Genomic DNA, 22,231 nt, shown 5'->3' on the forward strand with positions numbered 1-22,231 from the left:
TGCACTTGCATGACCTACATGCCGACGAGCCTGTCAACGGTGCGTGACAGGCTCGGTTCGGCTTCATGTCGCCAGTGTTACGTCACACCTCGGCGTAGCTGAGCTGCGGCTTCGCCTCCGAGGAAGGGCTTGCGGCGGTGATCCTCCCCGCCGGGCGGCGAAGGTATACGGCCCACGTGACCACGAAGCAGGCCGCGTAGAAGGCGAGGAAGGCGACGAACGCGCCGGTGCCGGAGCCGTAGGAGAGGAAGGACTGGCGGAAGGCCAGGTTGATGCCGACGCCGCCGAGCGCGCCGACCGCGCCGATGAGCCCCATGGAGGCCCCGGAGAGCCGACGGCCGTACGCGGCGGCCTCCTCGCCCTCCAGACCCTTGGCGACGGCCTTCGCCTGGAAGATGCCGGGGATCATCTTGTACGTCGACCCGTTGCCGAGGCCGCTGAGCACGAACAGCACCACGAAGACGGAGACGAACAGCGGCAGCGACTTCTGCATGCTGGCGAAGACCAGGACCGCGGTCGCGGCGGCCATGCCGACGTAGTTGTAGAGGGTGATGCGGGCGCCGCCGTACTTGTCGGCGAGCCAGCCGCCCAGCGGACGGATCAGGGAGCCGAGCAGCGGGCCGATGAAGGTGAGGTAGGCCGCCTGCAGGGGCGTACGGCCGAACTGGTTCGTCAGCACCTGGCCGAAGGCGAAGGAGTAGCCGATGAACGAGCCGAAGGTGCCGATGTACAGGAAGGACATGATCCAGGTGTGGGCGTCCTTCGCGGAGTCGATCGCGGCGCCGGTGTCGTTCTTCACGGAGGACAGGTTGTCCATGTACAGCGCGGCGAGGGTCGCGGCGATCAGGATCAGCGGGATGTAGATCCCGAGCAGCACGCGCGGGCCGCCGCTCGCGCCGATCACGGCGAGGCCGGCGAGCTGGAGGACCGGCACGCCGATGTTGCCGCCGCCCGCGTTCAGACCGAGCGCCCAGCCCTTCTTCTTCAGCGGGAAGAAGGCGTTGATGTTGGTCATGGAGGAGGCGAAGTTGCCGCCGCCGATGCCCGCGAGCAGGCCGACCAGGAGGAAGGTGGAGAAGGAGGTCCCCGGCTCCATCACCGAGAAGGCGGCGACGGTGGGGATCAGCAGCAGCGCGGCGGAGATGATCGTCCAGTTCCGGCCGCCGAAGAGCGCGACGGCGAAGGTGTACGGCACCCGGACGACCGCGCCGACCAGCGTCACCATGGACGTCAGCAGGAACTTGTCGGCCGGGGTGAGGCCGTACTCCGGGCCCATGAAGAGCACCAGCACGGACCACATGGTCCAGATCGAGAAGCCGATGTGCTCGGAGAGGACCGAGAAGACGAGGTTACGGCGGGCGATCTTCTCGCCCTTCTCGTTCCAGAAGGCCTCGTTCTCGGGGTCCCACTCCTCGATCCAGCGGCTCCCCTTCTTCGTGGGGGAAACTGCGGGGGACGGGGGTGCGGTGTCTGTGCTCGGGGCTGTCATGACGCCTCCACGTGCTCCGGGCTCGGGCGGTTCGGGGGGATGAGCGGTGATGAGTCCCGAAGGTAGGGAGGGCGCGTTTCCGGTCCGGTGGCTGTCGGTGACCGGAAGGGAACGTTGCTCTCACCTCCGGCGGCGGCCGGGTGAGAGGTTTTGGGCAAGGTTACGCGAGCCGTCGGGCCACAGCCGGGGCCGGCGCCGGGCCGCGAGGTCCTCGGCCCAGCCGAAGCAGACCACGCACAGCGCGGTGAGGAGCCAGACGGCCGGGAGCTGCGGCCAGGGGCTCACCAGCAGCCAGGACGCGTGCTGCTCCAGCCCGGGGACGCCCCACAGCCGGTCCCACAGCCCCTCGACGGCGTCGATGCACACGTTGTGCCACAGATAGACGGTCACGGCGCGGGCGTTGAGGAGGGTGACCAGCCGGTCCCAGCGGCGCAGCGGGCGGGGCCAGTCGGTCCAGGACGGGCTGAGGTGCAGGAGCAGCAGGACCGTGGCGAAGGACCACAGGGACTGGGCGAACGGCATGTCGTCCAGGTCGTGGCCCGCCTCGAAGCCGTGCCCGAGGGCGTACCAGAGGGCGAATCCGGCCACCCCGGGCGCCAGCGACGGCACGACATAGCGGGGCAGGCGGCGCAGTACGCCCTCCTGGTGGGCCATGCCGAGCAGCCAGCACGCGCCGAAGGCACCGAAGTCGCTGAGGTTGGAGTCCAGCCGCCAGCTGGTCACCGCCACCACACCGGACTCCAGGGCGGCGGACAGCGCGAGCGGCGCGAGGACCGTCGGCCAGGGCGCGGCCCGCAGGGCGCGCAGCAGCAGCGGGGAGAGCAGGACGAACCAGAGGTAGGCGCGGAGGTACCAGAGGGGTACGGCGAGGTCGACGGCCCAGCCGTCGGCGATCAGCCCGTGGATCCCGGGGAGGTCCGAGCCGTACGGCGGGTCGCTGAGCGGGAGGATCCAGAAGGTGAGGTGGAGCCACCACCAGCCGGGGTGGCCCTCGTCGTCCGGTCCCCAGCCGGCCACGAGCATGCCGCTCACCCCGACCGCGCCGAGCAGCCACAGCGGGGGCAGCAGCCGGCGCATCCGGCCCCGGACGACCTCCAGGGCGGGCCGGCCGCCGAGGGAGCGGGCCATGAGGGTGCCGGCGAGGGCGAACATCACGCCCATGGAGGGGAAGACGACGGGCAGCCAGGCCCAGCCCATCAGGTGGTAGAGGACGACCCGGAAGAGGGCGATCGCGCGCAGCAGGTCGAAGTAGCGGTCGCGGCCGCCCTTGGGCGCGGGCGCCGGGGCGGTGACGTCGGCGGGCTGGACGGCGGTCATGCCGCGCTCCTCTCCGCGACCGCGCTCTCGCCGGGAGGCGCGGCGACCTGTCCCTTGCGGCGCAGCTTCTGCCAGCGGAGCCGGCCGCCGGTGAGGGCGGTGATCCAGGACTGGAGCAGGACGACGTACATCAGCTGGCGGTAGAGGATCTGCTGGAGCGGGAGGGAGATGAGCGGGGTGAGTTTCTCGCGGTCGAGGACGAAGGCGTACGCCGCGCAGCCCGCCTGGACGGCGAGGACCCCGAACCAGGCGGCGACGGTCCTGCCCGTCGGGCCGAAGAGCAGCCCGTAGACGAGGAACAGGTCGATCAGGGGGGCGAGGAGCGGGGCGAGGACCATGAAGAGGGAGACGAGCGGCAGCCCGACGCGGCCGAAGCGGCCGGAGGGGCCCTTCTCGACGACGGCGCGGCGGTGTTTCCAGATCGCCTGCATGGTGCCGTAGCACCAGCGGTAGCGCTGGGACCACAGCTGCTGCACGGACTCCGGGGCCTCGGTCCACGCCCGCGCCTTCTCGGCGTAGACGACCTTCCAGCCCTCGCGGTGCAGGGCCATGGTGATGTCGGTGTCCTCGGCGAGGGTGTCGTCGCTCATGCCGCCGACCCGGTTCAGGGCGCTTCTCCTGAACGCCCCGACCGCTCCCGGGATGGTGGGCATGCAGCGCAGGACGTCGTACATCCGGCGGTCGAGGTTGAAGCCCATCACGTACTCGATGTGCTGCCAGGCGCCGATGAGGGTGTCCTTGTTGCCGACCTTGGCGTTGCCGGCGACGGCGCCGACGGCCGGGTCGGCGAAGGGCTGGACGAGTTCGCCGACGGTGGCCGGTTCGAAGACGGTGTCGCCGTCCATCATCACGATCAGGTCGTGCCGGGCGTTGGCGATGCCGCGGTTGAGGGCGGCGGGCTTGCCCGCGTTGTGCTGCCGTACGACCCGCACGCCGGGCAGGGCGAGGTCCTCGACGATCCGGGCGGTGCCGTCCGTCGAGCCGTCGTCGACGACGACGATCTCGATCGGGTGCTCGCTCCTCATCAGTGAACGGACCGTGTTCTCGATGCACTTGGCCTCGTTGTACGCGGGCACGAGCACCGACGCCGGTGCGGTGACGGGCGCGTCCGGGCCCCAGCGGAAGCCCCGGCGGCGGGTGCGGCGGGTGTGGACCGCGGACAGCAGCAGCATCAGGCCGAAGCGGGCGAGGACGAGGAAGCCGATGGCGGCGAGGCCGACGACGAGGACGCCGGTGAGGTCGTCGGCCGCCGTCACCAGGAACACCCAGGCCCTGCCCTTCCACAGGTCCGCGCCGGTGACGGGGGTGTGCGCGCTGGGCGCCGCCAGGGCCTCGGTGAGGTTCTGGAAGGAGTACCCCTTCTTCCGGAGGTCGGGCAGGTAGGTGTCGAGGGCGCGGACGGTCTGGCCGCGGTCGCCGCCGGAGTCGTGCATCAGGACGATCGCGCCCCGGCCGGCCTTCGGGGTGGCGTTGCGGATGATCTGCCGGACGCCGGGCCTGCGCCAGTCCTCGCTGTCGGCGGTGGTGAGGACGGTGAGGTAGCCGCGGCCGCCGACGTAGCGGGTGACCGGCCAGGACGCGTTGTCGAGGGCGTCGGCGAACGAGGAGTACGGCGGCCGGAACAGCGAGGTGCGGATGCCGGCCGCGCCCTCCAGGGCGAGCTGGTTCTGGGTGAGTTCCCAGTCGATGCGTTTCTTCGACTGGTAGGAGAGGTCGGGGTGGTTGAAGGTGTGCAGTCCGATCTCGTGGCCCTCGTCCACCATCCGCTTCACCAGGTCGGGGTAGCGGGAGGCCATCGTGCCGGTGACGAAGAAGACGGCGTGCGCGTGGTGCTTCTTCAGCACGTCGAGGACCTTCGGCGTCCACTTCGGGTCGGGGCCGTCGTCGAAGGTGAGGACGAGCCGGTGGTCCGGCACGTCCAGGCTGGTGGTCCGGCCGCCCCGGGTGTCCACGACCGGCCCGCCGTCGAGGATCTGCCGTGGCACCCGGTCGGCGGGGGCCTCGGCGCGGATCCGGTGGTCGGCGAGGATCTCGCTGTGCACATAGCCGCGCAGCATGAGCATCGCCATCATCGCCAGCAGGAGGGCGAGCGGGAGCAGCCGGCGCAGCCGCAGCGGCGGCATCAGCCGCCGGGAAGAACGGTGGTGGGTGCGTGCAGGCATGAGAGGTCGTACTCCGGGGACGGGAAGGGACGACGGGAGACAGAGAGAAGAGAGAGAAGAGGGCGAACCGGGCAAGCGGGGCGCGGGAAACCAACGGGCCGGCCCACGGCCGGTCACACTCCCGGCCCGCGGTGACGGGGGCGGACCTCTGGGTACGCCCCCACGGGCCCCACGGCCTCCGGCACGGGACGGGTGCCGCAGGCCCAAGGCGCGGGACCCTGGTTCACGCCACCCCACGCCCCCGGCACGGGACAGGTGCCGCAAGACAGGGGGCGGGACCTCGGCTCACGACCCCCACGACCCCCGACACGGGACAAGTGCCGCAGGCCCAAGACGCGGGACCCTGGTCCACGACCCCCACGCCCCCCGGCACCAGACAAATGCCGCAGGACAGGGGGCGGGACCTCGGCTCACGACCCCCACGACCCCCGACACGGGACGAGTGCCGCAGGCCCAAGGCGCGGGACCCCAGTTCACGCCACCCCACGCCCCCGGCACGGGACGGGACCTCGGCTCACGTCCCCGGGGACGCCGCCGCGGGGGCCGGGTGTGGGGCGCCGGCGGCGACCGTGTCGGTGCCGCCCGCCGGGGACGAGGAGGAGTCGGGTGAGGGGCTGGTGGCCGGGGTGGACTCCGAGGGCTGGGGGCTGGCGGAGCCTCCCCCTACGGGGTTGCCGGGGTCCGGGTCGGAGGGGGTGGCGCTGGATGCCGTACTCGTGCGGGGGCTGCCGCTCGCCGAGGGGCGGGTGGCCGTGGAGCCGCTCGGCGCCGCGGCGCTGCCGGAGGCGCTGGGCCCGCCGCTCGCGCCGCCCCGGGACGGGGCGCCGGCCGAGGCGGAGACGCCGGGGCTGCGGGGCGCCGCGAAGCCGGGGGCGCCGGAGGCCGCGCCGGCGGACGCGCTCGGCGCCCGGCTGGTCTCGACCTGGCCGGCCGACGGATCGTCGTCCGGGCCCGGCACGGGCAGCCAGGGCGCGCCCGCGTTGCCGGACAGCAGGGTGGCGACGATGACGACGGCGTAGGCACCGCAGGCGAGGCCCGCGAGGATGCCGATCCGGCGGAAGGTACGGCTGCGGCGGCCCGACTCGTCGACGAACACGGGTGCGTCGGAGGCCGATTGCCGGGCCGCCCCGGCCGCGTGCGGGGTGTCGAGCTGGACGGTCACCTCGTCGGGGTCGTTGCCCCCACCGGGGTCGGCGGGGCCCCCTAAGGACCCGCTCGACCGTTCGTTTTCGGAAAGGGTGTTCGAGGCTGTCGCCGACCGGTGCCGACGGACCGCTTCCGGCCACCCCGAGCGCTCCGGCTGGGCGTCTTCTGGCCATTTCCTCACGTGCGCACTTACCCCCAAAGACCTGATCAGGGTGCGCCTACGACCTTGAGCGCACGTCGACGAGACCGGGCCCCGACCCGGAATCCGCGCCCCATTTACCCCACTGCGCTCAGGTCGACGAATCTAGCGCAGGTGGGGGACCCGTGTGCACGATGTGTCATTTGTGTGCAGACGTCATGCCCATGTCCATGGCTGGAATCCATCCGCCGGTGGGCCGCTGAAGCCACCCTTCCGCCCCGGCGATCTCGACCGCGGACCGTCGAAGCGCATCGAGCCCGGGATGGACCAGCCCCTTTCGCCACACCAGTGACACGGGCGACAGCGGGACCGGGTCGGTCAAGGGCCGCGAGACGGTCCCCGTCATGGCCTGAAAGCCCACCACGGCCAGTACAGGATTGCCCAGCTTTGTCGTGATCCGCCGGAACTCCTCCTCCCCCACGGCGAGCGGCGCGGGCGGGGCGAGACGGATCCCGCGCCCCTCGAACAGCCGCTCCGCGAGATCGGTCCACTCCGGCGTCCTGGGATTGCCGGCCCCTGCGTACACCGTCTCCCCGGCGAGCGCCGCGAGCGGCACCTCGGCCAGCCCCGCCAGCGGGTGCCCCTCGGGCAGCACCACCGCCATCGGCTCGTAGCGCACGAGCCGGTGCTCCAACTGCCCCCGCAGCACGGGGTCCAGCCCGGCGTACCGCCCGAACGACGCGTCCAGCCGGCCCGCGACGATCTCGGCCGCCGCACCCGTGAGCCCGCTCTCGTACCGGGCCATCAGCTCCAGCTCGGGAGCGAGTTCCCGGGCCCGGTGCAGAACGCGCCGCCCGGTGTCCAGGTTGGGCGAGTTCAGGTCGACCAGCAGCGGCCGGGCCCGCCCGAACGCGGCGACCAGGTCGTCCTGCGCCTGCAGCACCCGGCGCGCGAACGGCACCAGCCGCTCCCCGTCCGCCGTCAGCGTCACCTGCCGGGTGGTCCGGACGAACAGCTCGGCCCCGAGCTCGCGCTCCAGCCGCCGTACGTCCCGGCTGAGCGCCTGCTGGGCGACGTACAGCCGGGCGGCGGCGCGGGTGAAGTGCAGCTCCTCGGCGACGGCGAGGAAGGCACGCAGCAGACGGGGGTCGACGTGGGTACGGCCGGGTGCGGACATCCGGCGAACCTACAACGACGGTGCGTGAATCGGCACCGAGAAGGTGTTGGACCCCCTGTCCACCGGCGGGAGACGGTTTCCTCCATGCCGGACAGCCCACGACACCTCTTCACGGTCACCGCCGACACCCTGGTGATCGTCGACCTCGACCGCGGCACGCCCGAACCCCCACCCCACTCCTACCGCCGTCTCCTCGCCCTCCCCGGCGCCCGCGCCTTCACCGCCGGGAACCTCCTCGCGCGGCTGCCCATGGGCATGTTCAGCGTGAGCGCGGTGGTGATGATCGCCGGGGCGCGCGGCTCGTACGCCCTCGCCGGGGCAGTCACCGCGACCGGCCTCGCGGCCACGGCCCTCCTCGCGCCCTGGATCGCCCGGCTGGTCGACCGCCACGGACAGGCCAGGATCGCGGTGCCGGCCACCCTGTTCGCCGCGCTCGGCAGCCTCGCCCTGCTGCTCTGCGTCCACTACGGCGCCCCGGACTGGACCCTGTTCGCCGCGTACGCCGCCACCGCGACGACCCCCAACACCGGCGGGATGTCCCGCGCCCGCTGGAACCACCTCCTCGACGGCGACCCGGTCGCCCTGCACACCGCGAACTCCTTCGAACAGGCCGTCGACGAGCTGTGCTTCATGCTGGGCCCGGTGACCGCGGCCTTCCTGTGCGGCACCTTCTTCCCGGAGGCGGGCACCCTGGTCGGGGTGGTGCTGCTGGTCACGGGCATCCTGACGTTCGCCGCCCAGCGGGCGACCGAGCCGCCCCCGCACCCCCGTCCGACGGCCGCATCACCCCTGCGCAGCCCCGGCCTTCCCCCGCTCCTCGCCCTCTGCCTCGCCCTCGGCGCGGTGTTCGGGGCGACGGAGGTGGCGACGATCGCGTTCGCCGACGAGCACGGCCACCGTACGGCGGCCGGGATCGTCCTCGCCCTCCAGGCGGCCGGCTCCTGCGCGGCCGGTCTCGCCTACGGGGCGATACGGCCCTCCGGTCCCGCCGCCCGGCGCCACCCCTGGTGCGTGGCCACGATGGCCGCGTTCCTCACCCTGCCCCTGCTTGCGGCGACCGGCCCCGGCTCACTCCCCCTGCTGGCCGCGGCCCTCCTCGTCTCGGGTACGGCGACGGCCCCGACGATGGTCACCACCATGGCCCTGGTCCAGGAACGCACCCCGGTGGCCCGCCTCAACGAGGGCATGACCCTCGCGGTGACCGGCCTGCTCGGCGGCATCGCCTGCGGCAGCGCGACGGCCGGCTGGCTCGCCGACCACACCTCCCCCGCGACCGCGTACACGATCCCGGCCACCGCGGCGACCACGGCCCTGCTCCTCTCCCTCGCCACGGGTGAAAATGAGGGATGCTTGATGTGCTGACCCGCTTGTGTCCGCCTCCTGCGACGGCCCACGTCCGCCCTGCCGGCTCCACCGCGATCCCTCCCAGTCACTCCGAGATGACCGGGCTCTACGGACCTGGTTGTTTCAACGACTTCCTCTGGATCAACGAGGACGGATGTCCGAACCCCTGGCTGGACATCCAGAGCTGTAGCCGCAAGGCGTCCGAGATGCTTTCGCGGAAGAGGATCCCCGAACTGCGATCCGTGCTGGCAGACTTCGGGACCACCCCTGCGGACGTGATCCAGTGGGGGGCGACCGACAACGCGGACTCGTTGTACTGGATCCCGTCAGGGGCACCGGACGCGTGGCCCACGGTCATCGTCGAGGCGGGTCAGTTGAGGCTCCAGCTGATCGAGAAGCCGTCGCCGGACGTCGTACGGGGCTTGCTCGACGGGACGTTGAACTGCCCCCTCTTCCCTCCGGAGTTCTGGGAGCCTGTTCCTGTGTTCGAAAGGTGGACGGACGACAAGGAGGGCTAGCGCGTGTCTCTTCCCATGGTCCGCGGGCATCTTCTGCCCGCTCGGCTGGCGTCGCTGCTCTCCCGAGGCCGTTGGCGTCACCCCGGGGACGCGGAGCTGGCGAGGCTGATCCCGTGGTTCGAGGATCCGTTGGACTTCCTTCCGAGCACGGACCAGATGACCCGGGAATCCCGGTCCATGGACATGTTCGCCGACGATCCGCCCTCCTCCGAGCTCTTCCGCGAGGTACGGGGCAGTGAGCGGCAGGGACCGGTCGAACTGCCCTGGCTGGACGTCGACCTGGCGTTCCTCATAGCCGTCAACCGCCGGCCCGGTGACGACGTCGCCCTCGCTCTCGACTACCGCACCGATCCCGCCGACCCACGCGTCGTGGGCAGCGACTTCTGGACGAACCCCCGCCAGTGCGCGTGGCGCACAGTGACGCCTACCTTCTCGGCCTTCGCGGAGGCCCTGGGGCTTTAGAGCCGGGCCGGACCGAGGCCGATTTCGAACCCCGATGCACGCAGGGAGTTCGAGCGGACCGGCCTGACCGGAGTGGCCTGCCCGTCCGACAGGGCGGCACAGCACTCAGGCGGAGGCCGCCTGCAAGGGAAGTTCGACGATCGCGTAGGCGAGGAGCGCGCAGGGCACGGCTGCCGCCAGGGTGAGGGCGCGCTCCCGGTGCGTACGGGCCATGAGCAGGAGGACGAGGGCGAACACCGCGAAGCGCCTCGCGTAGTTTCCGCAGTTCAGCACCCAGGCGAGCCTGACGTGCAGTCACCTGTGTCCTGCGGGCCACGACGTCTTCCTTGAACTCGTTCGGGTAGCAGATTACGGCAGCGGCTTGCACGGTCCCAAATTATGGCCCTGAGAACGACTCCTGGGAGTACTCCCTCTACATCCCCACCGACCCCAGAGCCATCACCGTCTGCCGCCGCACCCTCCGCCTGATCCCCACCCTCCACGGCCTCGCCCACCTCACCGAGACCGCCGAACTCCTCGCCTCGGAGCTGGTCTCCAACGCCGTACTGCACACGAAGGGTCCGGCATGCCTGCGCGTCCGTCACCGGGACGGGACCCTGCAGATCGGAGCCTGGGACGCCGACCCCGCGCCCCCGGAACCGCCCGGCGACTTCACCGAACTCGCCAACGCCGAGAGCGGGCGCGGCTTCGCTCTCGTACGGGCCTGCTCCGACCTGTGGGGATGGCAGCCGCTGTCCCGGCTCGGACACCGGGGCAAGCTCGTGTGGTGCGAACTTCCGGCGGTGTAGCTCGTTGATCACGCCAGACAGAAAGACAGGAGAGCTGATGGTCACCTCGTCCCACGAGGCGCTGCACCGCATCTTCCAGAAGGACCCCGCGCTCCTCACCCGCGCCCTCCAGCAGGTGCTGCACATCCCCTTCCCCGAGCCCCGTGACTTCGCGGCCATGAACGTCGACCTCACCGAGATCGAGCCCGTCGAGCGGCGCGTCGACACGCTGCTGCGGGCCGAGACCGACGAGGGAACCTACCTGCTGGTCGTGGAGTCGCAGGGCAAGCCGGACGAGCGCAAACGCAGCAGCTGGCCCTACTACCTCAGCTACCTCCACGAGAAGTACCGCGGCGAACCCGTCCTGATCGTCGTCACCCAGAGCAGGGCCACGGCCCGCTGGGCGGCCGAGCCCATCCACCTCGGCGTACACGGCATGCCCTCGCTGACGGTCCGGCCGTTAGTGCTCGGCCCGGAGAACGTGCCGCTGATCGCGACCGAGCGGGAGGCCAGACAGGATCCACCTCTTGCGGTGCTCTCGGCCATGACGCACGGCCGTGGGCGGCAGGCCCCGGCGATACTGGAATCGCTGGAAGCCGCCCTGCGGACCCTGGACCGCGAGACCGCCGCGGTGCTCGCGCAGTTCGTCGACTCGTGCCTGGCAGATGCCCAGGCCCGGCAGATGTGGAGGGACCTGATGACGGCCATGCAGTACTTCTGGCGGCACCCGTGGGCCGAGGAAGGGCGGGAGGAAGGCCGCGAGGAAGGCCGGGTCCAGGATCGGGCCGAGATGGTCCTGAACATCCTGCGCTGGCGCGGCATCGACGTTCCCGACGAGGTAAGCGACCGCGTCGAGGCCTGTACCGACCTCGACCAGCTCACCACCTGGTCGGAGCGCGCCGTCCACGCCACCACCGCCGACGACCTCTTCACCGCCGCCGACTAGGGCTTGTCCGACCGATCATGTGCGGAGCCAGATAGTGAGTGCTGCGGCGGTGGCGGTGCCCAGGTAGACGTAACGACGCTTGTCGTAGCGGGCGGCCTGGCTGTCGGTCTTCTCCGGGATCGTGTGCCGGATGTCCCGGCGCCGCAGGTACTCACGGCATGGTCGGTTGCTGCAGGCCTTGTCGGCGGCGACGCTGTCGGGCTTCTTACGGGGCCTGCCCGGCCCCGGCTTAGGGACTCTGATCTTCTCGACCGTCCGCGCTCAGATGGCGCTTGGTGGTGAACCCGCCGCGCGAGCGGCCCAGGCCCTCACCTCCCGCACCACCTCCATGACAACGGCTTGGACAGGCAGTAGTCACACATTCGACCGGACAAGTCCTAGCCGGACGGCCGGATCGCAGCGAACCGTGCGCTCATGGCGGGACCAAGGTGGTCAACAAGGCTGTGTCCGGGCTGATCCGGCCATGGCAGATTGAAGAGGAACGAGGTGGTAACCACCTGGGCCACTTCCGGGACATCAAGTCCAAGCTGCTCCTCCAGAAACCGCAGCGTGACTCTCCAGTCCGTCTTGTCTCCTCCCAGGAACGACGCGACGGTCTCTTGAACGACATCCCAGAAGAACACGTGGGGCAGGACACCGTCCTCGTTGAAGACGTGCGCGCCGAACAGGTCCTCGAAGCCGGGCTCAGCCGCCACCAAGTCCCGCACCAGCTGGACATCTCGCTCCATGCCACCCCCTCCCCAAGCAGTACACCAGCCCCTCGTTCATGATCGGCCTGGACAAGTCCTAGCGAGCCCCGCCAGGGCCCCCAGACGCCGGTCAATTCCCACCCGCCCCATTGACGCGCGACACAGCCGCCCCCTACCTTCCCCCGTCGAAGCGCTTCGACGTCACGCATCGAAACGGTTCGACGACCTCGTCGAACGCCGCGTGACGGCTGTTCCTGCCCGAAGAACCATCCCGAACTCCCCCGGAGGCACAGGATGTCGGCGGCAAGAAGGCGTGCGGTGGCGAGTGCGGCGGCGGCCCTGGCGGGTGCCCTGCTGCTGGCCTCCTGCGGCGGCACGGACGACAGCGGCAGCTCCGAGGAGACCCCCCACCCATGAAGTTCTCCGACGGTTACTGGCTGCTGCGTGAGGGCGTCACCGCCGCGTACCCGGCCGAGGTCCTCGACGTCACCGAGTGCGAGGGCGCCGGCGCCCTGGAGATCCACGCCCCGACCCGGCCGATCCGTGGCCGGGGCGACCTGATGACGGGACCGGTCATGACGCTCACCGTCCACAGTCCCCTGCCGGACGTGATCGGGCTGACCCTGCGCCACTTCACGGGCGAGCGGCCGCGCGAGCCGGTCTTCGACCTCACCGGATCCGAGGCCTCCCCCCTCCTCTCCCACGACGACCACACGACCCTCACCTCCGGCGCGCTGTCGGTCCGGGTGGCCCGCTCCGGCCCCTGGCGGGTGGAGTTCCTCGCCCGCGGCCGCACCCTCACCACCAGCGGCCCCAAGGGCATGGCCATCCTGCGGGACGCGGCCACCGGCGGCCACTATCTGCGCGAGCAGCTCGACCTCGGGGTGGGCACCTCGGTCTACGGCCTCGGCGAACGCTTCGGCCCGCTCGTCAGGAACGGCCAGGTCGTGGACATCTGGAACGCCGACGGCGGCACGGCCACCGAACAGGCCTACAAGAACGTGCCGTTCTACCTCACCGACGCCGGCTACGGCGTCTTCGTCGACCACCCCGGCAAGGTGAGCTTCGAGGTCGGCTCGGAGGCCGTCTCCCGGGTGCAGTTCAGCGCGGAGACGCAGGAGCTGACGTACTACGTCATCCATGGGCCGACCCCCAAGGAGATCCTGCGCCGGTACACCGCCCTCACCGGCCGCCCCGCGCTCCCGCCCGCCTGGTCCTTCGGCCTGTGGCTGTCGACCTCCTTCACCACCTCCTACGACGAGGAGACGGTCACCTCCTTCATCGAGGGCATGCGGGAGCGCGAACTGCCGCTGTCCGTCTTCCACTTCGACTGCTTCTGGATGCGGGAGTTCCAGTGGTGCGACTTCCGCTGGGACCCCCGGGTCTTCCCCGACCCGGAGGGCATGCTGACCCGGCTGAAGGCCAAGGGCCTGCACGTCTGCGTCTGGATCAACCCGTACATCGCCCAGCGCTCCCCGCTGTTCGAGGAGGGCAGGACGCTCGGGCACCTCCTGCGCCGCCCGGACGGCAGCGTCTGGCAGTGGGACATGTGGCAGCCCGGCATGGCGCTGGTCGACTTCACCAGCCCCGCCGCCCGCGAGTGGTACGCGTCCCACCTGGAGGCACTGCTCGCACAGGGCGTCGACTGCTTCAAGACCGACTTCGGCGAACGGGTGCCGCTGGACGTGGAGTGGTCCGACGGATCCGACCCGGAGCGGATGCACAACTACTACACGTACCTCTACAACCGCACGGTCTTCGACGTCCTGCGCAAGCACCGGGGTGAGGGCGAGGCGGTCGTCTTCGCCCGCTCGGCGACCGCCGGCAGCCAGAAGTTCCCCGTCCACTGGGGCGGCGACTGCGAGGCGACGTACGCCTCGATGGCCGAGTCGCTGCGCGGCGGGCTGTCGCTCGGCCTGTCGGGCTTCGGCTTCTGGAGCCATGACATCGGCGGCTTCGAAGGCACCCCGACGCCCGCGCTGTTCAAACGCTGGCTGGCCTTCGGGCTGCTGTCCTCGCACAGCCGACTGCACGGCAGCTCCTCCTACCGCGTCCCCTGGCTCTTCGACGAGGAATCGGTGGACGTCCTGCGGCACTTCACCCGGCTGAAGCTGCGGCTCATGCCGTACCTCTACGACGTCGCCCGCGTCGCCCACGAGGAGGGGCTGCCGGTGATGCGGGCGATGGTGCTGGAGTTCCCCGACGACCCCGGGTGCGCGCAGGTCGAGCGGCAGTACATGCTCGGCCCGGATCTGCTGGTCGCCCCCGTCTTCAGCGACGAGGGGGACGTCGCCTACTACGTCCCCGAGGGCACCTGGACCGACTTCCTCACCGGGCGCACGGTGACCGGACCGCGCTGGGCGCGCGAACGGCACGGGTTCCGCAGCCTGCCGCTGCTGGTGCGGCCCGGCGCGGTACTCCCGGTGGGCGCGCACGCCGACCGGCCCGACTATCCGCACGCCGACGGGGTCACCCTGCGGACGTACGGCCTGGAGCGGGGGACGGAGGTGACGGTGCGGGTCGGCGACACGGTCTTCACCGTCGTACGGGAAGGGGACACCCTGCGGGCCTCCGCGGGCGACTCCCCGGCGCCCTGGGCGCTCGCGGCCGGGGACCGGGTGGCCCGGGCCGAGGCGGGCACCGGCTTCCTGACGCTGGAGCTGCGCTGATGGTGAAGATCACGGATGTGGCGCGGCGGGCCGGGGTCTCCGCCAGCACGGTGTCGTACGCCCTCAGCGGCAAACGCCCGATCTCGACGGCGACCCGGCGGCGCGTCGAGGCGGCCGCCCGCGAGCTGGGCTACCGCCCGCACGCGGGCGCCCGGGCCCTCGCCGGCCGACGCTCCAACGTGCTGGCGCTGGTCGCCCCGCTGCGGGCCGGCATCCATGTCCCGGTGGTCATGCAGTTCGTGGCGTCGGTGGTGACGGCGGCCCGGCGCCATGACCACGACGTCCTGCTCCTGACCCAGGAGGAGGGCGAGGACGGTCTGCGCCGGGTCGCGGACACCGCGCTGGTCGACGCGCTGATCCTGATGGACGTCCAGCTCCACGACCCCCGGCTGCCGTTGCTGCGCAGCCTGGACCGGCCCTCCGTGATGATCGGTTTCCCGCGGGACTCCGCCGGGCTGACCTGCATCGACCTCGACTTCCGGAGCGCGGGTGAGCGGTGCGTGGAGCATCTGGCCCAGCTGGGGCACCGGGTGGTGGCGCTCGTCGGGTCGCCGCCGGAGGTGTACGTGCGCGGGACGGCGTTCGCCCAGCGCGTCGTCCAGGGCTTCACCGCGGCCGCCGACCGCGGCGGGCTCGCCTCGGCCGTCCACCCCTGCGAGGCGACCCCGGCGGCGGCCCGGCGGGTGGCCGAGCGGCTGCTCCGGGAGCAGCCGGCCCTCACGGGCGTGGTCGTCCACAACGAGGCGGTCCTCGAGCCCCTCGTCACCGCCTTCGAACAGCTCGGCCTCCGCGTCCCCGGAGACCTCTCCGTGACGGCGATCTGTCCCGACGAACTCGCCGACCGCCTCCACCTCACGTCCGTGGCACTGCCGTCGGCGGAGGTGGGCGACCGCGCGGTGGACCTGCTGATGGAGAAACTGGGAGGTGACCCGGTACCGGAGGCAACACTGCTCCAGCCCCGGCTGACCGTCAGGAGGAGCACGGCGCCACGGGACGTCTGAGGCTCAGCCGTCCCGGAGGGAGTCGGTCAGATCGGCGATGTGGTGCGGGCCGTAGCCGAACTCGGCACCGAGTGCCCGGTAGCGCACGACGCGGTCGTCGCCCAGCGGTGCCGAATAGGCCCGGACGGCCCTGAGTAGCAGGCGGAAGCCGAGGTCGGGGTCGACGTGGCTCACCACCTCGGCCAGCACGGGGACCGCCTGCTCCGACAGGGCGAACCACGGGCTGGTGTCGGCGCCGTACCAGGGGCCGTCGTGCACCGCCCGGGTCAGGTCCGGGGCGATGTCGCCCAGTTCGCTCAGCACCCGGTCGCGCCGGTCCGAGGGGGCCGGTGCGGGCGGGATCGGGGAGAAGCCCGGGTCGGTCCGCCGCAGACACTCCACGCAGATGTCCGTGATCCGCCGCAGCCACTGCCGTACCCCCTGCCCGTCGACGTCGTGGCCACGGAACGTCGTCACCCGCCACAGCGTGGTCAGGGTGTCGTCGGACAACGGCGAGTTCAGCAGCCGCTGCGTGTCCTGGAGCAGGGCGAACGCCGATGCGCCGGGTACGAGTCCCACCTGGTCGGCGGCGACCCCGCGGACGCCCTCGTCGACCGTGTACGCGTGCTCCCACAGATCGCCGTGGAATCGCCCGGCGACGGCCGAGAACCCGAAGTCGAACGCGAACCGCCGCCCCGCCGAGGGGTCGTCGAAGCGTGGCCAGCGCACGGCGAGCCCCTCCGGGACCAGGTGGCGCGCATGGCCGAACCCGTCGGCGATCTCCCGGTAGTGGTCGTAGGCGTCCGGGGCGACGGGAGCCGCATGCGCCTTCAGCACCCGCAGGAACAGTCGAAATCCCAGGTCGGCGTCCACTTCGGCGACGACGCGCCCGAGCGCGGCCACGGCCTCGGGCCCGGCCGGGGTGCCGCCGACGGCGGGGAGCACGGCGCGTACGGCGTCCTTCATGGCGTTCTCGTCCACGACGACCGTCGCGGGAGCGCACGGATCGGGCTCCAAGGCATCGGCGGAGATCGTCTCCTCGCACGCCTCGGCGATGCCGCGCAACCGGGCGCGGGGATCGGCACCGGGATCCTGGCGGCCGGCCGACGCGGCGCGCCACACGGTGCGCAGGACCGTGTCCGGGAGGGAGGACTCCAGCAGCAGCCGGACGTCGTGCGCGAGGGCGCGGGCGTCATCGGCGTCCGCCGTGCGCCGGGCCCCCGGGCCGCCGGTCGACAGACTGAACCCGAAGTCCCCGTCGAACGTCCAGAAAGGCGCGGGGCGGTGTTCTGACATGGCTTTCCTCGTGGAACGCCGGGGGCGACGACTCGGTCGCCCCCGGCGGTCGGACAGTTGACGACGTGATGATCAGCCGGCGAGGTACGACGTGTAGACGACGTAACCCGACGGGTGCCCGCGTCCCACGTACCGCAGCTGGATCACCACCTTATTTCCGGCGTCGACCCCCTGCGCGCCGTTGCGCACCCACTTCCTGCCGAGGTTGCTCTGGTTCCTGAGGGTCCAGGTGATCTCCTTCAGATCCGTGCGGGGATCGAAGTACCCGCGGTCGCCGTTTCTGCCGAACTTGTTCCGCATCCGGCTCAGCCAGCTGTCCAGACCGGTGGGGTTGCGTGTGATCCACTCGTTGAACGCCTGGTTGACCGCGGCCTCGGCGGTCTGCGCGTCCTTCCACTTCGTGGCGACACCCGAGATGTTGCGCGGGTCCAGCGCCTTGGCCGCCATGTCCACGTCGGAGGGGTCGACATGGTCCCGCTTCGTGTGGGCCCCGCCGACGCTGTTGGCCTCGTCGTCGAGGATCTTCAGGCAGTTGTGGACGAGGACGTCCGACGGGGCCAGGCCCTGGGCGCGCACGAAGAAGGTGTGCAGGCCGTCGACCGTGAGGTCGAAGACCTCCGCCCGGCCCGGGCGGTCCGTCAGCCCGGTCACCGGGCTCCAGGTGCCGTCCGGGGCCCGCAGCCGGTCGCCCACCGCGAGGTCCGCGACCTTGGTCCAGCCGCGTCCGTCGACGTAGAGGCGGTGCCCCAGGGTGCTGGTGAGCAGACCGCCGGCCACGGCGATCTCCGTCATCCGCCCCGTGTCGTGGCGGAACGTGTCCGTCACCGGCTCCGGCCGCAGCCGCCCGGTGGCGGGGTCGGCGGCCATGACCACGTCACCCTCGCGGACGTCGCGGATCGCCCTGCGCGTACCGTCGCCCATCAGGACCCGGGTGTCGCCGGGGAAGCTGTCCCGGGTGCAGACCGCCACCGCGTCCTCGTAGACGTGGAGGCTCTCCTCGATCTTGGACAGGGTCGCCGGGTCCACGTCCAGGGCCTTGAGCGCCTTGAACGCGTCCTCGATCCCGACCCCGGTCGTCATCGCGGCGTGGAGGGCGCGGATCCCCTCGGCCACCTTCTCGAAGGCCTTGCCCGGGATGAAGTTGGACGCGAACCAGGCGCAGCCGACCTTGTCGCCGTGGTAGCAGCGGACCGCGTCGCCCAGCACGACCTCGTACAGGACCGCGCCGAGCGTGTCCCCGAAGAGGGCCTGCCAGCCCATGCGCGTGATGTCACCCGCGGTGAAGTGGTGGGTCCACTCCTGCTTCTGGTTCCGGAGGATCTCCGTCTTGAGGAAGACCGTGTCCCCCGCCGGGCAGCCCGACTCGGTGGCGGGGACGTCGGGGTTGGTGCAGAGGTAGTAGCTGACCGTGAGGTCGAGGTGCAGTTCGTACGTCACCGTGCAGCCCTGGAGCGTGTAGTCGCACGGGTTGAGCTGCTTGGCCGGGGCCGCGTCGGTCATCTTCTCGATGACGTAGAAGACCCCGTTGGTGCCGGTGCCGGCGCCCGCCTGCACCTGGCCGTTGGCCTCCTTGCGTTCGGCCGAGTCGGCCGCCTGCTGGGCGGACTCCGCGTACTTCTGGGCGTCCTTGGCGGCCTGTTCGGCGAGGGTGGCCTCGGCGTCGGCGCGGTCGGCCGCGGCGCGGGCGTCCTTGGCGGCCTGCTCGGCCTGGGAGGCGGCGCTGCGGGCGGCTTCGGCGTCCAGCGCGGCCTGGTCGGCCGAGGCGCGGGCGTCGCTCGCGTAGCCCTCGGCGCGGCCCGCGGCCTTGTCGGCGGCCGCCGCGTCGACGGTGGCCTGCTGGTCGTACTCGATGGTGCGGGCCAGCGAGGACTGCGCGTCGGCGGCGTACTGGGCGGCCTCGGCCGCGTAACCGAGCGCTTCCTTCGCCGACTTACGGGCCGTCGCGGCGAAGCCGGCGGCCTCGGCGGCCAGCGTGTACGCCGCCTTCGCGTCGCCCGTCGCCGCCGCGGCGAGGCTCGCCGCCTGGTCGGCGTTCTTCTGCGCGTTGGCGGCATGCGCCTCGGCCACGGCCTTCTGCTGCTCGGCGATCGTCTTCGACGACTGGCCCGTCAGGACCACCAGACCCGCGGTGGCGTCGGTGTCGACGTACGGGGAACCGAGCTGGACGGCGTCGTTGGCCGGCGCGGCGACCTGCTGCGCCGAGGCGCCGGCGTCCGCGGCGGCCTGGGCGGTGGTGTAGGCGTGCCCGGCCGCGTCGGCCGCCGAGGCGACCGCCTTGACGGACTCCGCCTTCGCCGCGTCGGCCTGGGCCTTGGCGTCGGCCGCGTGCTTGTCCGCCTCGTCGGCCAGCTTCACGGCCGTACGGGCGGCGGAGGCGGCGGCCTCGGAGGCCTTGATGGCGTCGGCGGCGGCGCTGGTCGCCGTACGCACGGCCGCGTCGGCCTTCAGCTTGGCGGCCTGGGCCGCGTCGGCGTCGGAGCGGGCCCGCTTCGCGGCGGCCTCCGCGCGGGTGGCGGCGGCGTCCGCGTCCGCGGCGGCCTGGGTCGCCGCGTTCGCCTCGGCACGCGCCGAGGTCGCCGCGGACTCCGCGTCGTCGGCCGCCGAGTCGGCGGCGTCGGCCGCGGCCCGGGAGTCCTTGGCGTCGGCGTCGGAGTCATGGGCCTCGGCGTAGGCGTCCTTGGCGTCGGCCTTGGCGCGGGCGGCGTTCGCCTTGCTCTCGGCGTCCCAGGCGTCGTCGCGCTTGCCCTTGGCCCGGTCCCGGGCGGCCTCGGCGTCCTGCCGCCTGGCCCGCGCGGTGGACTCGGAGGTCTCCGCGCGGCCCTTGGCCTCGTTCGCCGTCGTGGCGTAGCCCTCGGCGTTCTTCTTGTGCTGCGCGGCCTCGGCCTGCTTGGCGGCGGCGGTCTCCTTCTCCGCCTTCGCCGTGGCCTCCTCGGCCTCCGCCGCGAGCCGCTTGGCATGCGCGTCGGCCGCCGCGGCCTTGGCGTCCGCCTCGGCCTTCTGCGTCTCGGCGAGCTTCGCCTTCGCCAGGTCACGGGCGGCCTTGGCGGCCTGTGCCTGAACGGCGGCCGCGTCGGCCGCGGCCTTCGCCTGCGCACGGGCCTCGTTCGCCGCGGCCGTACGGAACGCCGCCTTCGACTGCGCGGCCTGCGTCAGGGCGCGGGCGGCGATGGTCTCGCTGTCGCCGACGGCGGCCTTGGTCGCGGAGTACGCCGTGTCACCGGCCTTGGCCAGCGCCTCCAGGGCGGCCGCCGAGGCCTTGGTGACCTGGGCCTTCTGCTGGGCGACGAGCAGGCCCCGGCCGCGCGGGGCGCCCGCCTTGTCGGCGATCGCGTAGGCGGCCTGGGTCGCGGTGTCCGTGTCGGTGGCGGCCTTCTTCGCGGCGGCGGCCTGCGCCTTCAGCAGGTCGAGCTGCTTCTTCGACGCGGCCTGGGCGTCGGTGACGCCCTTCTTCGCCTTGTCGAACTGCGCCTTGGCCGGGTAGTCGAGGTCGTCGGTGCCGTTGTGTCCGGAGGGCACGACGTCGAACTGCTGCGGGGCCTTGCCGGTGCAGTCCCACATCCGCCCGTCACGGCTGTTGGTGTAGTCGGCGAGGTCGAGGCAGTTGCCGGTCGCCGGGTTGTACAGCCGGCTCGTGCCGTGAGTGCCGTACTCCCAGTTCTGCGACGTGCTGTTGCCGCAGGTGGAGATCTGCACGGCCGTGCCGTTGGCGCTCGCGCCGCCCTTGACGGTCAGGCACTTGCCCGAGTTGGGGTTGACCAGGTGGTCACCGGAGATCTGCCACTTCTGCCCGGCGCCGCCGTTGCAGGTGTAGAGCTGTACGACCGTGCCGTTGTCCTTCTTGGCGCCCGCGACCTCCAGGCACTTGTCCGTGGCGCCGTGGGCGTGGATCACGAACGGGCTGTCGCCGATCCAGCCGGGGCCGCCGGCCGACCACCAGTCCTGCCAGCGGGCGAGGTGGTCGGCGATCCAGGACTGGCCCAGCATCTCGCCCAGCGCGGAGGCGCCGTCGGCGAGGGACTTGGTGGCGTCCCGGCTCGCGTTCAGGATCTGGTTGCGCTGGGTCGCCTGGGCGGCGATCTCCTGCTGCCACTCGGCGGAGGCGTCCGCGACCTCCTTGCCGAGGACCTTGTTCGGGTCCGCGGGGCTGTGCCAGTCGCAGGAGGCGAAGCGGGACTTCAGGTCCTCGACCGCGATGCGGTGCTCGACGCTGCCCGGCTCGGGCGCGGTGCGCGGGAAGCCCCCGGAGGAGAGGAAGATGCGGGCGTCGTCGGCCCACTGCTTGTGCATGAAGACGCGGTCTTCCCAGGCCCGCTGCTCGGCCAGGGCCCGGTTCCACTCGTCCCGCGGGAGGTGCGGATCGGGGTCCTTGCCGTAGAGCGGGGTGCCGAGGTCGGTGACCGCCTTCGCGGTCGCGTCGTCGGCCTTCGGGGTCGGGTCCTCGTAGTAGTCGCCCTCGCTCTTCCACCACTGCGCCCCCAGCCAGGGGGTGATGCCGACCTGCTGGAAGTAGTCCTGGCCGCGTCCGGCGAGGCCCGGCGGGTCGGCGAAGTCCGCGACGCTCTGGAAGCCGCCCGGGTAGGAGAGCCCGGACAGGGGCTTCTTCCACTCCCCGAGCCGCCCGTACAGGTCGATCTTGTCGATGTCGTCGCGGTCCTTCTGGAACGCGGTGCTCAGCGGGGTGGTGTTCCAGTACTCCCGGTTCGCCGCCGTGTGCAGCTGGTCCGGTGGCTGGTTCAGACCGTTCTGGGCGACGCCGTACATGGCGGGTCCGCCCATCCGCAGGACCTCGGTCATGAGGCACTGGTCCTGGCGGAGCTGTTCGGCCGCCTTCGCGTCGAAGCCGTCGTAGCTGTCGGCCACGGGCGCCATGTCGTCGGCGGCGTACCGGCCGAGCAGCGACGGCTGGACGGCGAGGCCGCCCAGGACGGCGGCCGCGACGGTGGCCGTCAGCAGTGTGGTGAGTGGCCCGGAGCGTGGTGATCCGGGCCTGATGAACCCTCGTACGGGGCGCAAGAGGCATCCCTTCATCGCATGGAGGCGACCGGGGGCCGCCCCGCGTCAGGGCATGCGTGAAGAGCCGGCTCGCGGCAGGACGCAACGGTCTGTCTCTCCCCGTGGCGACGGACATCC

General features: G+C 71.9%; 16 protein-coding genes and 1 pseudogene. 7 read left to right on the forward strand and 10 right to left on the reverse strand.

Going from position 1 to position 22,231, the window contains the following annotated elements; translation table 11 throughout:
- Positions 1-82: 82 nt before the first annotated feature.
- The 5 genes from ACYQ8Q_RS18425 to ACYQ8Q_RS18445 all read right to left on the reverse strand — a co-directional run bounded on the left by ACYQ8Q_RS18425 (position 83) and on the right by ACYQ8Q_RS18445 (position 7,430).
- Positions 83-1,489, reverse strand: coding sequence for a nitrate/nitrite transporter (locus tag ACYQ8Q_RS18425; protein WP_460066246.1), 1,407 nt, complete (start codon positions 1,487-1,489; stop codon positions 83-85).
- A gap of 120 nt (positions 1,490-1,609) precedes the next feature.
- Positions 1,610-2,806 carry an acyltransferase family protein gene (locus tag ACYQ8Q_RS18430; RefSeq protein WP_460066248.1) on the reverse strand — a complete coding sequence of 399 codons (1,197 nt, stop codon included), beginning with the start codon at positions 2,804-2,806 and terminating at the stop codon, positions 1,610-1,612.
- A complete protein-coding gene (locus ACYQ8Q_RS18435; protein ID WP_460066251.1) occupies positions 2,803-4,968 on the reverse strand; it encodes a polysaccharide deacetylase family protein in 2,166 nt (721 codons plus the stop codon). The genes ACYQ8Q_RS18430 and ACYQ8Q_RS18435 overlap by 4 nt, the downstream gene beginning before the upstream one ends.
- A gap of 514 nt (positions 4,969-5,482) precedes the next feature.
- A complete protein-coding gene (locus ACYQ8Q_RS18440) occupies positions 5,483-6,130 on the reverse strand; it encodes a hypothetical protein (RefSeq protein WP_460066253.1) in 648 nt (215 codons plus the stop codon).
- A gap of 322 nt (positions 6,131-6,452) precedes the next feature.
- Positions 6,453-7,430 (reverse strand): LysR family transcriptional regulator, encoded by a 978-nt coding sequence (locus ACYQ8Q_RS18445; protein ID WP_460066254.1) that lies wholly within the window; start codon positions 7,428-7,430, stop codon positions 6,453-6,455.
- Between the two features lie 84 nt (positions 7,431-7,514).
- Between ACYQ8Q_RS18445 and ACYQ8Q_RS18450 the strand changes: the two genes are divergently transcribed.
- The 3 genes from ACYQ8Q_RS18450 (at position 7,515) to ACYQ8Q_RS18460 (ending at position 9,754) form a co-directional block, all read left to right on the forward strand.
- Positions 7,515-8,792, forward strand: a complete 1,278-nt coding sequence (locus ACYQ8Q_RS18450; protein ID WP_460066256.1) for an MFS transporter — start codon at positions 7,515-7,517, stop codon at positions 8,790-8,792.
- A gap of 77 nt (positions 8,793-8,869) precedes the next feature.
- On the forward strand, positions 8,870-9,292 hold the full coding sequence (locus ACYQ8Q_RS18455; RefSeq protein WP_460066257.1) for a hypothetical protein: 423 nt from the start codon (positions 8,870-8,872) through the stop codon (positions 9,290-9,292).
- 3 nt (positions 9,293-9,295) lie between these two features.
- Positions 9,296-9,754 (forward strand): hypothetical protein, encoded by a 459-nt coding sequence (locus ACYQ8Q_RS18460; protein ID WP_460066259.1) that lies wholly within the window; start codon positions 9,296-9,298, stop codon positions 9,752-9,754.
- Between the two features lie 105 nt (positions 9,755-9,859).
- Here the strand turns inward: ACYQ8Q_RS18460 and ACYQ8Q_RS18465 are convergent, their stop codons facing one another.
- Positions 9,860-10,027 carry a hypothetical protein gene (locus tag ACYQ8Q_RS18465; protein WP_460066260.1) on the reverse strand — a complete coding sequence of 56 codons (168 nt, stop codon included), beginning with the start codon at positions 10,025-10,027 and terminating at the stop codon, positions 9,860-9,862.
- A 74-nt stretch (positions 10,028-10,101) separates the two neighbouring features.
- Between ACYQ8Q_RS18465 and ACYQ8Q_RS18470 the strand changes: the two genes are divergently transcribed.
- Both ACYQ8Q_RS18470 and ACYQ8Q_RS18475 read left to right on the forward strand, forming a co-directional pair.
- Positions 10,102-10,542 carry an ATP-binding protein gene (locus ACYQ8Q_RS18470; RefSeq protein WP_460073383.1) on the forward strand — a complete coding sequence of 147 codons (441 nt, stop codon included), beginning with the start codon at positions 10,102-10,104 and terminating at the stop codon, positions 10,540-10,542.
- Positions 10,543-10,579: 37 nt separating this feature from the next.
- Positions 10,580-11,467: a hypothetical protein gene (locus ACYQ8Q_RS18475; RefSeq protein WP_460066261.1), complete on the forward strand. Its 888-nt coding sequence runs from the start codon at positions 10,580-10,582 to the stop codon at positions 11,465-11,467.
- A gap of 15 nt (positions 11,468-11,482) precedes the next feature.
- Here ACYQ8Q_RS18475 and ACYQ8Q_RS18480 read toward each other — a convergent pair.
- A pseudogene (locus tag ACYQ8Q_RS18480) lies at positions 11,483-11,777 on the reverse strand (hypothetical protein); the annotation flags it as partial.
- Between the two features lie 67 nt (positions 11,778-11,844).
- Positions 11,845-12,195 carry a hypothetical protein gene (locus ACYQ8Q_RS18485; RefSeq protein WP_460066263.1) on the reverse strand — a complete coding sequence of 117 codons (351 nt, stop codon included), beginning with the start codon at positions 12,193-12,195 and terminating at the stop codon, positions 11,845-11,847.
- Positions 12,196-12,569: 374 nt separating this feature from the next.
- Between ACYQ8Q_RS18485 and yicI the strand changes: the two genes are divergently transcribed.
- Together yicI and ACYQ8Q_RS18495 are read left to right on the forward strand one after the other, a co-directional pair.
- Positions 12,570-14,825, forward strand: a complete 2,256-nt coding sequence (gene yicI / locus ACYQ8Q_RS18490; protein WP_460066265.1) for an alpha-xylosidase — start codon at positions 12,570-12,572, stop codon at positions 14,823-14,825.
- Positions 14,825-15,826: a LacI family DNA-binding transcriptional regulator gene (locus ACYQ8Q_RS18495; protein WP_460066267.1), complete on the forward strand. Its 1,002-nt coding sequence runs from the start codon at positions 14,825-14,827 to the stop codon at positions 15,824-15,826. Before yicI ends, ACYQ8Q_RS18495 begins: the two co-directional genes overlap by 1 nt.
- Positions 15,827-15,829: 3 nt before the next feature.
- On the opposite strand, the gene ACYQ8Q_RS18500 is transcribed toward ACYQ8Q_RS18495, so the two are convergent.
- Entirely contained in the window at positions 15,830-17,101 is a 1,272-nt protein-coding gene (locus ACYQ8Q_RS18500) for a hypothetical protein (protein WP_460066269.1), read from the reverse strand.
- A 72-nt stretch (positions 17,102-17,173) separates the two neighbouring features.
- Entirely contained in the window at positions 17,174-22,129 is a 4,956-nt protein-coding gene (locus ACYQ8Q_RS18505) for a ricin-type beta-trefoil lectin domain protein (RefSeq protein ID WP_460066270.1), read from the reverse strand.
- Positions 22,130-22,231: the final 102 nt, after the last annotated feature.

It is taken from the genome of Streptomyces sp. YKOK-I1 (genome assembly GCF_054660435.1).